Raw genomic sequence first — 15,572 nt, forward strand, 5'->3', positions numbered from 1 at the left:
GGGCGAGAGAAAGCGAGACTTCATGCCTGCATCGCGTCGCAGGCCCGGGTGGCGACGGACCGTCGCCGCCGGGATCCTGACGCTGGCCGTCACCCTCGCCGGACTGCCCACCGGCGGCCCGGCGGTGGCGGCCGAACCGAGACCGTCCGTGGCCGGCGAGGCTACCTGGTCGGCGGGTGCGTGAACAGCGGCTGCGACACGTCCGCCTCGACCGTGGTGTTCGACTCCACGACCGGCAGGTTCAGCGCCGGCGCCGCCTATCCACCCGAGGTGGCGTGGGCGAACTGCGGATCATCGGCAGCCTCGTCTAATGCGCCGGGCCGAGGCGGACGGCGACACCTCGACGAGCACGCTGTTCCTGAACGGCCTCGGTGACTGCTGCTCGCACGGCGGCGCCACCTGGCTCTCCGCTCGGCCGGTCGGCTTCACGCTCGCTCCGGGCAAGTCTCGTACGGTCCAGGTCACGTTGACCGCGACCACGGCTGCGGGCGTCACCGGCCCCGGCGTCTGCTCAGCGGAGACGGTCCTGCTGGGGCGACACCCCGTACAGCGCGCCGGCGGTCCCGGTCACGTGACCATCTCCCACCATATGCGGCCCGGCCTCACCCTTCCGGAGCAGTCAGACCGCTAGCGCGGTTGGGGCCGTCGTCAACCCGCTGTCGGCGCGGGCTGCTTGCTGTACAGCTCGCCGAGCAGCAGCCCTCAACGTGTCGAGTGATGCCCCGTGATTCGTAGTAGACTTCCGAGCTTGTGGACTTGCTCGAACTGCTCAAGCGTCCAGAGGGTAAAACGCTCGAGTTCAAGCGCGACGTTTCTTCACCGCGCGGCGTGCTCAAGACCATCGTTGCGTTCGCTAATACCGCCGGCGGCATCATCGTCATCGGTGTCGAGGACGGGACCCGCAACGTGCGTGGGGTCCCCGATCCCCTCGATCTTGAGGAGCGGATAGCCAACCTGATAAGCGACCAGATCTCACCACGCCTGGTCCCAGAGCTGGAGATCGTGCCCTGGCGCGGCACCCACGTTGTGGCCATGCAGATCTTTCCTAGCCCGACGCGTCCTCACTTTCTTGAACGCGAGGGCCTCACCGACGGCGTGTATGTCCGGGTCGGTTCGACCAACCGACTGGCTGATACTGAACTCATCGAAGAACTCCGGCGCTACGCACGCGGCGAGGCGTACGACGAGCAGCCGTTGCCGGAACTGAACTCAGAAGCAGTCGACTTCCGAGCAGCTTCCGAGTCGTTCGCTCCCGTGCGGACGCTACGCCGCCCAGATCTGGAGACCCTCCGGCTCGTCACCGCGCATCAGGGACGCATGGTCCCTACCGTAGGTGGCATCCTCTTGTTCGGGCGGGATCGTGAACGGCACTTCCCCGACGCCTGGCTGCAGGTCGGCCGTTTTCACGGGACGGATAAGAGCCGGATCATCGATCACACGGAGATCCGAACTCATCTGGTCAGAGCTGCGGATGACGCAATCGCGTTCGTTCGTAAACACAGCCTGCATGGGGCAGAGATCGGCCCGGTGCGCCGCACCGAGCTGTGGAGCATCCCGCCGGTCGCCGTACGCGAAGCGGTCATCAACGCGATCGCCCACGCCGACTACCGGCAACGCGGCGCTCCCATCCGAGTCGCGATCTTCGACGACAGGATGGAGGTTGAGAACCCAGGATTGCTACCTTTCGGCCTCACCGTCGAAGACGTGCAGCGTGGCGTCTCCAAACTCCGCAACCGCGTCATCGGCCGCGTCTTCCACTCGCTCGGCCTCATCGAACAGTGGGGCAGCGGCATCCAACGCATGACCTCCGCATGCCGCGAAGCCGGCCTCGCCGCCCCAATCCTGGAAGAGATCGGTACTCGGTTCCGGGTCACTCTGTCCACCACGCGGGTCAAGGTATTGACGCTCGGCGAGAAAGACCAAGCGATCCTCAACGCTTTCGAGAATGTCGACCACGGCATGTCAACCAGCGAGATAGCCAAAATTGTCGAGATGAGCACGCGCGCTACCCGAACTCGGCTGGCCGGCCTCGCCGAGCGCGGACTCGTTCGCGAAGTCGGCACCGGCCCGCAGGATCCAAAGCGACGCTACTACCGCACAGATCAGTACTCCTGATCGCCACCGCCACCTGCGGTTTACTCATGGCCGGCGATTCGCCTGCGAGCCTCGCGGCTAGCGCACCGGACCACGAGGACAGATCGAGGGAGTCGATGACCCCGCGGTAGCGGCCGGATCGATCTTCACGACCACTCGATTGTCCGGCGACGCCTGACGAGACACTGCGATGGAACTTCGATTGCGCTGTGCAATCGGCGACGGTGAATAGATTGTCCACCTCCTCGGCGTTCGGGGTACTCGGCCTTAGCGCTGGCGTCGATGACCTTGTTCAGTTGAAAAGAGGCGTGACGCGACTAAGGAAAGCTTGCTCGCAGTACGTGAGCGAGGTCCGTGACAGAGCCGAGGACGGGAGTGGGCGACCTGGACACCACCCGTCCGTCTCGGCAGCCGGATGGGCGGGCCGAACGGACTCGAACGCTGGTACGGCCGTGGCTGGGGGGCTCCACGTCCCGCAACCGAGCCATCGGCAGGCCCGGGCTCGCGCTATGCTGGCAGCGTGGCTGAGGCTCGCACCGTTACAGTGCCCGTCGTCGTTGAGCGCGATGAAGACGGCGTGTGGGGCGCTCATGCTCAACTACGCCCGGGCGTGGGCGCACACGGCGAGGGTGACACCGAGGAAGCCGCACTGGATGACCTTCGCGAGGCGTTGATCGGCCTCATCGAGGAGGACGGCCGGGGCGAAAATGCGGCACCGCCGGTGTCGGCGGTGCCGCTGTAGTACGTAACAGGTCAGACAACGGTCAGGCCGCTAGCGCCGCGCGGGCCGTCACCCCGCTGTCGCCGCGGGCCAGGTGCCGCAGATAAGCCGGCAGCGTCAGGAACTCCGTGCACACCCGCTCGGAGAGCAGCACCGACAACAACATCCGGGCCTGCCCGAACCGCCGCGCCGACTCCTCGTCCAGCGCCCCGGTCTCGCTCAGCACATCCAGCTCCTCGCGCAGCATCCGGCCGACCAGCGCCGCGTTCACCGGCACCCCGTAGTCGGTCGGCGTGCCGTTGCTGATCCACTGCCAGAGCTGGGCGCGGCAGATCTCGGCGGTGGCGGCGTCCTCCATCAGGCCGCCCAGGGCCACCGCACCCCGCCCGCCGAGCCACGCCGCCACGTAGCGCAGGGCGACGCTGACGTTCGTGCGCAGCGCCACCTCGCTCACCCCTACCGTGCTGGGGCGCACGTCCAGCAGGTCGGCCGCTGTCACCCGCACGTCGTCGCGCTTGCGGACGATCTGGTGGGGCTCGTCGCCCAGCCACTGGTCGAACACGTCGCGGCACGCCGAAACCAGGCCGGGATGCGCCACCCAGGAGCCGTCGAAGCCGTCGCCGACCTCGCGCCGCTTGTCCTGGCGCACCTGGTTGAGGGCGCGCCGCGCGGCGACCGGGTCGCGGCTCGGCACCACCGCGGCCATCCCGCCGATCGCGTGGGCGCCGCGCCGGTGGCAGGTGTGGACCAGCAACTCCGTGTACGCCCGCATGAACGGCACCGTCATGGTCACCTGGGACCGTTCGGGCAGCACCACGTCCGGCCGGTGCTTGATCATGCTGAACAGGTAGTCCCAGCGGCCCGCGTTCAACCCCGCCGAGTGCTCGCGAAGTTCGTACAGGATCTCGTCCATCTCGAACGCGGCGGGCAGCGTCTCGATCAGCACGGTTGCCCGGATGGTGCCGCGTGGGATGCCGAGCAGCTCCTGTGCGTACACGAAAATGTCGTTCCAGAGGCGAGCCTCCAGATGCGACTCGAGCTTCGGCAGGTAGAAGTACGGTTGCCGGCCGCCGCAGTGGAACAGGTACATGCCGAAGTCGAACAGCGACGCCGACACCGCCCGCCCGCCGATGCGCAAATGACATTCCGGCAGGTGCCAGCCGCGCGGCCGCACCATGATCGTCGGCATGGACGACCCGACCGCGTACGCCCGTCCGTCCTCGCCGGTGAAGTCGAGCCGCCCGTCCAGCGCGTCGCGCAGGTTGAGCTGGCCGAGCACCACGTTCTCCCACGTCGGCGACAACGCGTCCTCGAAGTCGGCCATCCACACCTTCGCGCCCGAGTTCAGCGCGTTGACCGTCATCTTCCGTTCCGGCGGCCCGGTGATCTCGACGCGCCGGTCCATCAGGTCCGGGACCGGCGGCGCGACCTGCCACGACGGGTCCGACCGGATCGCGGCAGTCGACGCCAGGAAGTCCAGCGAGGTGGTGCGGGTGGCGTGCCGGCGACGGCGGCGTTCCAGCAACTGCACGCGCCGCGCCCCGAACTCCCGGTCCAGCGCGACCACGAACGCGATCGCCTCCGGCGTGAGAATCTCCGCGTACCGTCCGTCCGTCGTACCGGTGATGGTGATTTCCTCGACGCTCATGAGAACTGCTCCGCTTCGGTCGAGCCGTGCAGCGCGGTGGTCGAGCTGTCCGGGTTGAGGGCGGTCGAGACGGCGTCGAAGTAGCCGGTGCCGACCTCGGCCTGATGACGCGTCGCGGTGTAGCCGTCGGCCTCGGCCGCGAACTCCGCTTCCTGCAATTTCACGTACGCCGTCATCCCGTCGGTGGCATAGCCCTTGGCCAGCTCGAACATCGAGTGGTTGAGCGCGTGGAACCCGGCCAGCGTGACGAACTGGAACTTGTAGCCCATCGCGCCGAGCTCCTTCTGGAACCGCGCGATGTCGGCGTCGTCGAGGTTGCGCCGCCAGTTGAACGACGGCGAGCAGTTGTACGCGAGCATCTTGCCCGGGTGCTCGGCGTGCACCGCCTCGGCGAACGTCTTCGCGAACTCCAGGTCCGGCTTGCCGGTCTCGACCCACAGCAGGTCGGCGAAGCCGGCGTAGGCGACACCCCGGGTGATCGCGGCGTCCGGGCCACTGCGCACCCGGAAAAACCCTTCGGCCGTACGCTCTCCCGTGCAGAACACCTTGTCCCGCTCGTCGACGTCGGTCGTCAGCAGGTCAGCGGCCAGGGCGTCGGTGCGCGCGATGATCAGGCTGGGCACGCCGAGCACGTCGGCGGCCAGGCGCGCGGCGTTCAGCGTGCGGATGTGCTGCCCGGTCGGGATGAGCACCTTGCCGCCCAGGTGCCCGCACTTCTTCTCGCTGGCGAGCTGGTCCTCCCAGTGCACGCCCGCGGCGCCGGCCGCGATCATGGCCTTCATCAGCTCGAACGCGTTCAACGGCCCGCCGAACCCGGCCTCCGCGTCGGCGACGATCGGGGCGAGCCAGTCCCGTTCGTACCGGCCGGCCGCGGTGTCGATCTGGTCGGCACGCATCAGCGCGTTGTTGATCCGGCGGACCACGGCGGGGACCGAGTTGGCCGGGTACAGGGACTGGTCGGGGTAGGTGTGCCCGGACAGGTTCGCGTCGGCCGCGACCTGCCAGCCGGACAGATAGATGGCCTTGAGCCCGGCGCGGACCATCTGCACGGCCTGGCCGCCGGTGAGCGCGCCCAGCGCGTTGATGTAGTCCTCGCTGTGCAGCAGCTCCCAGAGCCGCTGCGCGCCGCGCGCGGCGAGGGTGTGCTGCTCCTGGACGGTGCCGCGCAGGCGGACCACGTCGTCGGCGGTGTAGCTGCGTTCCACACCCCGCCACCTCGGATCGCCGGCCCACGCCCGAGTGAGGTCCGTGGCGGTACCGCCCCTGGGGGTCAGCTGATCGGTCATCGGAAGTTCTCCCTTCCCGTGGAAGAACTCGACTGTTGCCCACGACCGGTGGGGCGAGGGAGGCATTTGTGAACAGAAGAAACGCCGAATTTCCGTTAACGTGAAAGCCATGGCGGCTTCACTTTCTTCAGTGTCTGGTACATCCCATTCGGTGGACCTTGTCCTGCTCGGCCAGCGGCTCCGCCACCTGCGTAAGGCGAAGGGCATGACGCTGGAGCAGCTCAGCGCCGTCGTCGGCCGCGCGCCGTCGCAGCTGTCGCTCATCGAGAACGGCAAACGCGAACCGAAGCTGTCAGTGTTGCAGGCCATCGCCGGCGCTTTGGGCGTACAAATGCAGGATCTTCTGCGGCCCGAGGCCCCCACGCGGCGCGCCGGACTCGAGATCGAGCTCGCGCATTTTCAACGCTCACCGGCGTACGGGAACCTGGGTCTGCCGTTGGTCCGCGGTGGCCGCAGGCTGCCCGCGGACGCCCTGGAATCGCTGGTCGGACTGCACCGCGAGCTGAACCGGGTGCTGACCGAGCAGGCCGCCACGCCGGAGGTGGCACGGCGGGCGAACGCGCAGCTGCGGGCCGACATGCGCGAGCGCGACAACTACTTCGCCGAGATCGAGCGGGCCGCCGCCGAGGTGCTGCGCTCGGTGCGGCACACCACCGGGCCGCTGTCGCAGCGCGGCATCCTCGACATCGCGGCGACGCTCGGCTTCACCTTGCACTACGTGACCGACCTGCCCGGGTCCACACGGTCGGTGACCGACCTGCGGCATCGGCGCGTCTACCTGCCGCAGGTGGCCAGCGGCAAGGGCCGCGATCCGCGTGCCGTCGTGCTGCAGACGCTCGGCCATTTCGTGCTGGGCCACGCCGATCCGCTGGGCTACGGCGATTTCCTGCGGCAACGGGTCGAGGCCAACTATTTCGCGGCGGCGCTGCTGATGCCGGAGACGTTCGCGGTGCAGTTCCTCAAGGAGGCGAAGGCCGACCGGGCGCTGGCGATCGACGACTTCCGGGACGCGTTCGGCGTGTCCTACGAGACGGCGGCGCACCGTTTCACGAATCTGGCCACGCACCATTTCGGCATCCCGGTGCATTTCACGCGGGTGCACGAGAACGGGATCGTGTACAAGGCGTACGAGAATGACGGGGTGCGCTTTCCAGCCGACGTGACCGGGGCGATCGAGGGGCAGCCGATCTGCCGCCGGTGGGCGTCACGCACGGTGTTCGCGGCGGACGACCCGTACTCGGCGTATTACCAGTTCACTGACACGCCGGCCGGGACGTACTGGTGTACGGTCCACATCGAGTCGACGCGTTCCGGGGAGTTCTCGGTGACCGTCGGTACGCCGTACGAGCATGCCCGGTGGTTTCGTGGGGGCGACACGACGCGGCGTACGGTGTCGCGCTGCCCGGATCCGGACTGTTGCCGGCGGCCGCCCGCCGACCTGGTCGATCGCTGGTCGGGTAACGCGTGGCCGAGCGCGCGGGTGCACTCGCATCTGCTGGCGGCGCTGCCGCCCGGGACGTTTCCCGGGGTCGACGCCCAGGACGTGTTCCAGTTCCTGGACCGCCGTGCCGGTTCCTAGACCGCCGTTCCGGCCGTCAAGCAGAAAACGTGACCGTCCGGGTCGGTGAGCACCGACTGGCGCTCGCCCCACGGCTGGTCCGCGGGTGGGTCGATCACGGTCGCACCGGCTGTCTCGGCGGCCGCGCACACCGCGTCCACGTCGTCGACCAGGAACGACGGCGCCACCCCGGCCGGGCCGCTCGTCGGCGGGCGCTCGTGCAGCAGCATCTCCACGTCGGTGCCCGGGATCGCGAGCATCGTCATCGCGCCGGCGCTGTACTTCTCGGTCAGGCCCAGCACATCCCGGTACAGCACGAGGGAACGCTGCCGGTCGGCCACCGAGACGATGATGCGCCGCAGTCCACGAATCGCCATGATCGACAGCATCTCACGCTTGCTGCAGCGCGCGCCGATGATGCGGGATCGTCCACGACACGGCGCGGTCCAGGATCGACTTTGCCATGATGACCAGGCACATCGAGGCGCTGAACAGGGACGACAGCACGTCCGTCGGGTGGTGCATGCCGCGGTACAGGCGTGACGCGCCGACCGCGAGCGGGACCAGGACGAGCAGCCAGGCCAGCCGTTTCGCCCAGGTGTGGTGCAGCAGCATGGTCAACACGACTGCGAGTCCACAGTAGAGGGCGGTGGCCGCCGAGGTGTGCCCCGACGGGAAGCTCGAGGTGGGCGGCGACTCGTCGAGATGCTGCACGGCGGGGCGGTGCCGGTCGATCGCCAGCGTCGTGAAGAAGAAGATCACGGCCTGGGCGGCGACGGCGGCGCAGAGGAAGATCGCTTCCCGCCAGCGATGCAGCGTCAGCCGTAGCACGATCGCCGCGATCACGGTGACGCCGATGATGGCCGGGGTGCTGCCGACGAAACTCCAGAACGCGGTGATCGCGTTGCCCACCCCGGTGCGGTGACCGGCGAGGAAACGGTTGACCGCGTCCTCCGCGGTGATCCCGCTGATCAGCAGCCCCAGCCCGATCATGACTAATTGGAGGACGGCGAGCGGCAGCAGGATGCGTTTGGCGGCTTGCGCGAGGAGTCCGGACACGCCTGGTCTCCTACCCGCTCCGCGGAAGATCTACGCCTGTCGAACGAGACGGGCATCGATGTCGCTTGGTGCCCGGCGCCGTCCGCGCAGGTAGGCGGCCGCGGTCACCGCGACGACCGCCACGCCGAGCAGCCACCCGGCCACCACGTCGCTGGTCCAGTGCACGCCCAGCGCGACCCGGCTCAGCCCCGTCACTGCCGGGATGAGCACGGCCGCGGCCCACAGCAGCGGCCGCCCCCGGCGTACGAGCGGCAGTAGCACCAGCAGAAACACGGCGGCGAACAGCGCGCTGGTCATCGCGTGGCCGGACGGGAACGCATACCCGGGAGCGCGCGCCACCGGATCGAGCCACTCCGGCCGGGCCCGCTCGAACAGCAGCTTCAGCAGCAGGCCGACCAGCCCCGAGGCCACGAACGTGACCGCCACCCACGCCGCCACCGGCCACGCCCCGCGCCGCAGGAGCCACCCGACCAGCACCGCCGCCGCGATCCGCAGCACCGTCGGATGGAACACGATGCTCCACACGCTCATGAACCGCACCCAGCCCGGATGCCCCACCGCGTAGGTGTGCATCGTCTGCGCCACCGAGACGTCCAGCTCCCGCAGCCAGCCGGCGTGCGCCACCACCAGTGCCGCGATCACGCCGAACGGCACGAGCAGCACGACGGCCCCGACGGTGGCCACCGCCAGGCGCACCCCAAGCCCGTGCTCGCGCATACCGAAGGCCATACCCCCATTTTGTCGGAGGTACGCCGTAGTGTGCTGCTCGTGGAGGTCAGAGCGCTCACCCCGCACGCGCTGCACGACGTGCGCGACCTGTTCGGCACCAGCTCGGTCACCCGTGGTTGCTGGTGCGTGTGGTTCCTGGTTCGCGGCCAGGCGGCCCACGACGGCTGGGGCTCGGTCAACCAGGAACGCTTCGAACACCTGGTCAGCGACGGTGCTGAGCCGGCCGGGGTCCTGGCGTACGACTCCGAGGGCCGGCCCGTCGGCTGGTGCGCGACCGGCCCGCGCTCCCGGTACGCGCGGGTGCTGCGGTCGCCCCTGACGGCCCCGACCCGCGACGCCACCGAGGACGACGCGGTGTGGTTCGTGCCGTGCTTCTACGTCCGCCCAGCTTCTCGCCGCGCCGGCCTGACCCGCCGCCTGCTCGACGCCGCCGCGGCCGAGGCCACCCGGCACGGCGCCAAGGCCATCGAGGGCTTCCCACTGGCCGGCCCCGGCCCGCACCGCGACGACCGCTACCTGGGCACCGAGGGCTTGTTCGCGGCGTGCGGTTTCACCGAGGTCGCCCGCCCGTCCCCCCGCCGGGTCGTGATGCGCCGCGAGCTGTAGCGCGGCCCTCGAAGAAGGCTTCCTGCCCAGCCTCGGGTGGCGACGTACTCGCGGACCATCCAGTACGACACCGTGGGCACCACTTTCGGCACCGGGCCACCGCCCGGGAACGGTGACCGCATGCGACCACAGCCCGGAATCACTGGCCCTACCGAGGTGCCTGGTCATGTGCTGCGCAGGGCTTCGGTGGGCGGTACTGAGTCGGCCCGGAGTGCGGGGTACGACCGACGACGGAGCCGATGAGCAGCGAGTAGGCCAGGTCGAGTCCCACTGAAGCCCAGGTCAGTACGACGGCCCGGCCTTGCGTGGTGACGAAGACGTTGGTGACGAGCACCCCCAGGATCAGGCCTGTGATGCCGCCGACGACATCAACCTCGACACACCTGTTCGCCCCGTGTCCCTGGCGCGACGAAGATCTGCTTGCGCGGTGCCTAATCGGTATTCCCACGACACCTCGCGGGCCCCTCAGTGTTCGGTGCTGAAGAACCGTAGCAACAGCGGGCCGACGGTCTGTGGGTCGACGACGTGGTCCGGCCCCTCGAGGGTCTCCCGTTGAGCGTGGGGTAGTAGGTCTGCAAGCTCGTCGGCTGCGCGGTCGAAGAAGTCCGAGGGCAGGCCTGCCATATAAGGGACCGTGATCGGCCCTCCGGTAGTGACCAGGACCGGTTGGGTGACCGTTGCCAGTCGATCGGCCGGCAATTGGTAGCGGTTGAGGAAGACGCTGTCGTGGACCAGCGTGGGCGCGAGGGCGACCGAATGCGCCCAATGCGCCGTCTGCTTGCCTGCCGCTTTCCTGGCCGCGATGTTGTCGTCGGAGGCGCCGGTCATGCGCATGAACAATTCGAGAACCTCCTCGTCTCGCCCGGCGTCGAAGGCGCGTCGGGTGTCTGCGATGTACTCCTCGAATCGCGGGCGTATGTCGTCCCCGACCGCGTAGGGCACCTCCCAGACGGCGATCGTGTCGATGGCTGACCCGGCCGCGGCGGCTTCCAGCGCCAGCGCGCCGCCTGAGGACGCCCCGAACAGGTGTGCCGAGCCGCCCGCCTCCGCGATCAACGCATCCAGGTCCTCGATCTCCCTTTCCACGGCGTACGGCTCGGTGAAGCCGCTCGCGCCGCGTCCCCGACGGGCATAGTTGTAGACCGTGAAGTGCTCGGCGAGAGCCGGCGCCAAGGGAGCGTTCTCGGCTCCGTCGTCGAGTGCTCCGCCCACCAGAATGACGGCCGGACCGCTTCCCTCCCTGTCGTAGGCGATGGTGGTGCCATCGTTTGATGTCACGCGAAAGGCCATCTCGTTCATCTCACATCTCCGTTCGAGAGGTTTGTCTCAGCGCCTGAGCAGCGTGCCGACGACGGTGATGACAGCACCGGTCAGCAATGCCGCCAACCCAAGACTGGCCAGGCCCGCCAGAGCCGGGATCAGAAGTCGGCGACGACCTTCCCGTGGTCGATCACCGCGATGCGGTCGGCCAGCTGGTCGGCCTCGTCGAGGTACTGCGTGGTCAGCAACACGGTGGTGCCCTCGGCGACCATGCCCCTGACGATCTCCCAGACCTGGTTGTTGCTGCGCGGGTCGAGCCCGGTGAGGCTCACCCGGCTCCGCACCGCCCGGGCGTCACGCACGACGTCGTAGCCGAGCACTTGCGCCTCTCCGGCGTCGGGGCGCAGGAGCGTGGCCAGTATGCGGATCGCGGTGGTTTGCCTGCCCCGTTCGGACCGAGCACGCCGTACACGCCCCCGGCGCTCACGGCCAGGTCCACGCCGGCGACCGCGTGGGTCGTGCCGAAGCTCTTTTTCAACCCTCTCGTCTCGATCGCGAGCTTTCCCATGGGTTCGATTCCTTCCCTCGGTGTTGCGAACGGATTGGTTGAGAGCTAGTCAAGTTTGATTACTTGGCCAGAGTGCACGAGGAGGAAACGTCTAGTCAAGGTTGATTAGACGCGCATCTTGCGGTGATCGGGGACCGTTCGCCACGAACCCGGATCATCGGCCATGGTGTAGGCGCCCTCAGACAGTCGTTTGCTCAGGCTCTTCGCCCACTCCAGTTCGGTGCGTGCGTGTCCCGCCCACAGTTCGGCCTGATCGCGGACGTGCTCGGGGGCGTCCCGATTGGGGTGCTCCCGCCACTTGGCCTGCACTACGAGCTCCGCTTCCAGGCGTGCGACCCGCTCGTTAACCTGCGCGATGGCATCTGTCCTGGTCAGCATGGGCAACATGGCGATGGACGCGTTGAGCATGTCCGCGTCGTTGGTGCGCCGCAGACCGTCGCGGACCAGTTCGACCATCTCGTCACGTCCCCGAGCTGTCGCGCGGTACAGAACGCGCTCCGGCCCAGAGTTGCCCGGCTCGGCGTGTTCGGTGAGGAGGCCATCGGCCGCCGCCTTCTTCAGTGCGTGATAAATCGAGCCGGGCTTGATCTTGGCCCAACTCTCCGCACCCCAGCTCTGCAGTTCGGACCGCACCTGGTAGCCATGCGCGCCGCCGGAGAGGTGCACGATACCGAGTACCAGGAGCTTCGTCGCCGACACGCGCCCACCTCCGCTCAACCCTCTCGTCTCGATCGCGAACCTTTCCATGGGTTCGATTCCTTCTCTCGGTCTTGCGAACGGATTGGTAGAGACTAGTCCAGTTTGACTACTTGGCCAGAGTGCACGAGGGGGAAACGTCTAGTCAAGGTTGATTAGACGCGCATCTTGCGGTGATCGGGGATCGTTCGCCACGAACCCGGATCATCGGCCATGGTGTAGGCGCCCTCAGACAGTCGTTTGCTCAGGCTCTTCGCCCACTCCAGTTCGGTGCGTGCGTGTCCCGCCCACAGTTCGGCCTGATCGCGGACGTGCTCGGGGGCGTCCCGATTGGGGTGCTCCCGCCACTTGGCCTTTGACGTCAGGTCGACAGGAGGCCTCCGATGGCCACATGGGACTCGGGTGCGATTGGGGTCATCCGCCGACGGAGATCTGCCGGCCTGGGCGTGGATGCGTTGCCGGGTGGCGCCGGGCCGGATCGCTATCCGGCACGGCGGGCTCGGGAGCCGCGGGGGGCCATCGACGTGGCGGGTGTTCTTCGGGGAGCGGTGGGATGCTGAGGGGCACGTCCGATGCCAACGCCGGAGAGGACTGATCCCCATGCGACTTACCGCGCACACCCTGGCCAAGCTGCCCGCCGACCTGCCGGTGCCCACATACGACCGAGCCGCGCTGCGGACCGGCATCGTGCACTTTGGGGTCGGTGGCTTTCACCGCGCGCATCAGGCCATGTATCTGGATCGGCTGATGAGCGAGGGCAAAGCCACGGACTGGGCTATCTGCGGGGTCGGGGTGATGCCCGCCGACAAGCGCATGCGGGACGTACTCACCAACCAGGACGGGCTCTACACGCTGGTGGTGAAGGCGCCGGACGGCACACTCGACGCCCGCGTCATCGGGTCGATCAAAGAATATCTGTACGCGCCGGACGATCCGGAGGCGGTCGTCGAGAAGATGTCCGATCCGGACGTGCGGATCGTCTCACTCACCGTTACCGAAGGGGGGTACAACTTCAACGCGGTCACCGGGGAATTCATGGCGGACCATCCCGACGTACGCCACGACCTCGCCCCGGGTGCGGTGCCGCGGACCACGTTCGGGCTTGTCACGGCGGCCCTGCAACGGCGGCGCGAGCGGGGACTGCCGCCGTTCACGATTATGAGCTGCGACAACATCCAAGGTAACGGGGATGCGGCACGGCGCAGCTTCGTCGCGTTCGCCACGCTCAAGGACGCGGGGCTCGGGGCGTACGTGGGAGAGAAGGTGAGTTTCCCGAACAGCATGGTGGACCGGATCACGCCGGTGACCACCGACGACGACCGGGAGCTGGTGCGCGGCACGTTCGGGGTGCAGGACGACTGGCCGGTGGTGTGCGAGCCGTTCACGCAGTGGGCCCTCGAGGACAAATTCGACGAAACCCGGCCCCCGTACGAGGACGCGGGCGTGCAGGTGGTGAGCGACGTCGAGCCGTACGAGCTGATGAAGTTGCGGCTGCTCAACGCGTCGCACCAGGCGCTGTGTTACTTCGGGTACCTGGCCGGCTACCGGCTTGTGCACGACGTCGCGCAGGATCCGCTGTTCGCGCGGTTCCTGATGGCGTACATGGAGCGCGAAGCCACCCCGACGCTGGACGAGGTGCCCGGCGTCGACCTCGGCGAATACCGGCGGCAGCTGCTGGAGCGGTTCTCGAACGCGCAGGTCAGGGACACGGTGGCCCGGCTGTGCGCGGAGAGCTCGGACCGGATTCCGAAGTGGCTGCTTCCGGTGATCCGGCACAATCTGGACAGCGGCGGCGACATTCTGCGCTCGACCGCGGTGGTGGCGTCGTGGGCCCGGTATGCGGAGGGGGTCGACGAGCACGGCAAGCCGATCGAGGTGGTGGACCGGTTACGGGACGACCTGATGGCGACGGCCCAGCAGTACGAGCACGATCCGCTGGCGTTCGTCCGTAACCGAGACCTGTTCGGGGATCTGATCGACAACGAGCGGTTCGTTTCGACGTATAAATCGGTTTTGTCCAGCCTGCACCACAAGGGGGCACGGGCGACGCTCGAAGATCTAGCCGAGGACCGTTGAGAGGCTGACGCCGGCCGCCGTCGTCAACACCAGGTCGGCGTCGGCGAAACGGGACGCCGGCGTGTACGCGTTCGGGATCGCCACGCACCGTAACCCCGCCGCCCGGGCCGCGGCCACGCCGTGCGGGGAGTCCTCGAACGCGACCGCCGCCGACCCCTCCAACCCCAGACGGTGCAGCGCCAGCTCGTACACCGCGGGGTCGGGCTTGTGGGCCGCAACCTCGTCGCCGCAGGCCAGGACGTCGAAACGGTCCAGCAGCCCCACCCGGGAGAGGTTGCCGGTCACCCACGCGGTGGCGGAACTGCTGGCCACCGCGAGCCGCAACCCGAGCGCGGCACCCTCGCCGAGCCACGCGACGATCCCGGGTGCGGGGGCGAGCGAGCGGTGCAGGCCGTTGCGGTACGCGGTGCGCCGGGCGTGGCTGGTCGCCCGGTCGTAGCCCTCGCCGACGGCCTGGGCGAGCCGTAAGTACCGCTCCTCGGACACGTCGCCGCCGTGGTCGGCGAAGAAATTCGTGGCGTCGAGCTCCAGGCCGTGCTGGCGCCACTCGTAGCGCCAGCTCTCCAGCAACGTCGTCTCGGTGTCCATGAGCAGGCCGTCGAAGTCGAACACCAGGGCTTTGATCGTCACCGGACCATTCTGCCCGTCAGGCGGCCACCCGTTTCACCAGACCGTTCAGGGTGGTCATGGCCCGGTCGACGCGCTCGCTGAGGGTGAGGGACTCCTCCTGGCGTACGAGACGGCCCCGGGGTTGCTTCTTGCCCCGCAGGTAGAGCGAGCAGGCCAGGTCGGTGCACAGGTATTCGCCGACCGAGTTGCCGTTGCGCCCGGCCGGGCCGGCCAGCGGCGCGACGAACAGGGTGACGCCGTCCGAGGTGTGCTGGGTGAGGCAGACGCGGCACATGCTGGAGCGCACCACGCTGGTGCGTTTGCGTTCCGGCTTGCGCAGCACGATCCCGACCGGGCCGGGCACCACGATCACGGCGCGCAGCGGAGCGCCCGGATCGGACCAGCCGAGGAAGTCCAGATCCTCCCAGGCGAACGCCGGCGGCATCTTGATCCGGGACGCCTCGCCCTTGCTGCAGTTGATCAGAGACGCGCGGATCTGCGCCTCGGTGAGCGGTTCCATGGCGGTGACGCTAGCTGCCGCACCGCCGCCGGTCAGCCGATTTACCGGCCACATATCGAAAAACTTCACTGCGTCTCTTTACTGTTAACACTCTTCAACATATGTTGACCCCACGCCGTCCCCCACGGTCGAAGGAGTCCCC

General features: G+C 68.3%; 16 protein-coding genes and 1 pseudogene. 7 read left to right on the forward strand and 10 right to left on the reverse strand.

Features of this window, described 5'->3' with window-relative positions:
* Window positions 1-22: 22 nt before the first annotated feature.
* From HH310_RS20480 to HH310_RS20495, 4 genes are all read left to right on the forward strand, one after another.
* Complete coding sequence (locus HH310_RS20480) at window positions 23-184, forward strand: hypothetical protein (protein WP_169177198.1); 162 nt, start codon at window positions 23-25, stop codon at window positions 182-184.
* Window positions 185-310: 126 nt separating this feature from the next.
* Window positions 311-631 carry a hypothetical protein gene (locus HH310_RS20485; RefSeq protein WP_169177199.1) on the forward strand — a complete coding sequence of 107 codons (321 nt, stop codon included), beginning with the start codon at window positions 311-313 and terminating at the stop codon, window positions 629-631.
* A 125-nt stretch (window positions 632-756) separates the two neighbouring features.
* A complete protein-coding gene (locus tag HH310_RS20490) occupies window positions 757-2,115 on the forward strand; it encodes a helix-turn-helix domain-containing protein (RefSeq protein ID WP_211192401.1) in 1,359 nt (452 codons plus the stop codon).
* Window positions 2,116-2,614: 499 nt separating this feature from the next.
* Window positions 2,615-2,836 carry a type II toxin-antitoxin system HicB family antitoxin gene (locus HH310_RS20495; RefSeq protein WP_169177201.1) on the forward strand — a complete coding sequence of 74 codons (222 nt, stop codon included), beginning with the start codon at window positions 2,615-2,617 and terminating at the stop codon, window positions 2,834-2,836.
* A 22-nt stretch (window positions 2,837-2,858) separates the two neighbouring features.
* Here the strand turns inward: HH310_RS20495 and aceB are convergent, their stop codons facing one another.
* Together aceB and aceA are read right to left on the reverse strand one after the other, a co-directional pair.
* On the reverse strand, window positions 2,859-4,463 hold the full coding sequence (gene aceB / locus HH310_RS20500; protein WP_169177202.1) for a malate synthase A: 1,605 nt from the start codon (window positions 4,461-4,463) through the stop codon (window positions 2,859-2,861).
* Complete coding sequence (gene aceA, locus HH310_RS20505) at window positions 4,460-5,749, reverse strand: isocitrate lyase (RefSeq protein WP_169177203.1); 1,290 nt, start codon at window positions 5,747-5,749, stop codon at window positions 4,460-4,462. Before aceA ends, aceB begins: the two co-directional genes overlap by 4 nt.
* A gap of 130 nt (window positions 5,750-5,879) precedes the next feature.
* Here aceA and HH310_RS20510 point away from each other — a divergent pair, with 130 nt between their 5' ends.
* Window positions 5,880-7,328 carry a helix-turn-helix domain-containing protein gene (locus HH310_RS20510; protein ID WP_312034228.1) on the forward strand — a complete coding sequence of 483 codons (1,449 nt, stop codon included), beginning with the start codon at window positions 5,880-5,882 and terminating at the stop codon, window positions 7,326-7,328.
* Here the strand turns inward: HH310_RS20510 and HH310_RS20515 are convergent.
* The 3 genes from HH310_RS20515 to HH310_RS20525 are packed head-to-tail and all read right to left on the reverse strand — an operon-like array spanning window position 7,325 to window position 9,095.
* A complete protein-coding gene (locus HH310_RS20515; protein ID WP_169177205.1) occupies window positions 7,325-7,684 on the reverse strand; it encodes a glyoxalase/bleomycin resistance/extradiol dioxygenase family protein in 360 nt (119 codons plus the stop codon). The two genes, HH310_RS20510 and HH310_RS20515, sit on opposite strands and share 4 nt — an antisense overlap.
* 13 nt (window positions 7,685-7,697) lie before the next feature.
* Window positions 7,698-8,366 carry a phosphatase PAP2 family protein gene (locus HH310_RS20520; protein WP_312034229.1) on the reverse strand — a complete coding sequence of 223 codons (669 nt, stop codon included), beginning with the start codon at window positions 8,364-8,366 and terminating at the stop codon, window positions 7,698-7,700.
* A 30-nt stretch (window positions 8,367-8,396) separates the two neighbouring features.
* Entirely contained in the window at window positions 8,397-9,095 is a 699-nt protein-coding gene (locus HH310_RS20525) for a phosphatase PAP2 family protein (protein ID WP_169177206.1), read from the reverse strand.
* Between the two features lie 39 nt (window positions 9,096-9,134).
* Between HH310_RS20525 and HH310_RS20530 the strand changes: the two genes are divergently transcribed.
* Window positions 9,135-9,701, forward strand: a complete 567-nt coding sequence (locus tag HH310_RS20530; protein WP_169177207.1) for a GNAT family N-acetyltransferase — start codon at window positions 9,135-9,137, stop codon at window positions 9,699-9,701.
* Between the two features lie 465 nt (window positions 9,702-10,166).
* On the opposite strand, the gene HH310_RS20535 is transcribed toward HH310_RS20530, so the two are convergent.
* From HH310_RS20535 to HH310_RS20545, 3 genes and pseudogenes are all read right to left on the reverse strand, one after another.
* Complete coding sequence (locus tag HH310_RS20535) at window positions 10,167-11,000, reverse strand: alpha/beta fold hydrolase (protein WP_169177208.1); 834 nt, start codon at window positions 10,998-11,000, stop codon at window positions 10,167-10,169.
* A gap of 125 nt (window positions 11,001-11,125) precedes the next feature.
* A pseudogene (locus HH310_RS20540) lies at window positions 11,126-11,529 on the reverse strand (ATP-binding cassette domain-containing protein); the annotation flags it as partial.
* A 105-nt stretch (window positions 11,530-11,634) separates the two neighbouring features.
* Window positions 11,635-12,228, reverse strand: coding sequence for a PadR family transcriptional regulator (locus HH310_RS20545; RefSeq protein WP_169177209.1), 594 nt, complete (start codon window positions 12,226-12,228; stop codon window positions 11,635-11,637).
* A 597-nt stretch (window positions 12,229-12,825) separates the two neighbouring features.
* Here HH310_RS20545 and HH310_RS20550 point away from each other — a divergent pair.
* Window positions 12,826-14,301: a mannitol dehydrogenase family protein gene (locus HH310_RS20550; RefSeq protein ID WP_169177210.1), complete on the forward strand. Its 1,476-nt coding sequence runs from the start codon at window positions 12,826-12,828 to the stop codon at window positions 14,299-14,301.
* Here HH310_RS20550 and HH310_RS20555 read toward each other — a convergent pair.
* Together HH310_RS20555 and HH310_RS20560 are read right to left on the reverse strand one after the other, a co-directional pair.
* Window positions 14,284-14,931: an HAD family phosphatase gene (locus HH310_RS20555; RefSeq protein WP_169177211.1), complete on the reverse strand. Its 648-nt coding sequence runs from the start codon at window positions 14,929-14,931 to the stop codon at window positions 14,284-14,286. The genes HH310_RS20550 and HH310_RS20555 overlap by 18 nt on opposite strands.
* A 16-nt stretch (window positions 14,932-14,947) precedes the next feature.
* Window positions 14,948-15,499, reverse strand: a complete 552-nt coding sequence (locus HH310_RS20560) for an FBP domain-containing protein (RefSeq protein ID WP_312034230.1) — start codon at window positions 15,497-15,499, stop codon at window positions 14,948-14,950.
* Window positions 15,500-15,572: the final 73 nt, after the last annotated feature.

This window comes from Actinoplanes sp. TBRC 11911, assembly GCF_012933445.1.
Taxonomy (GTDB): domain Bacteria; phylum Actinomycetota; class Actinomycetes; order Mycobacteriales; family Micromonosporaceae; genus Actinoplanes.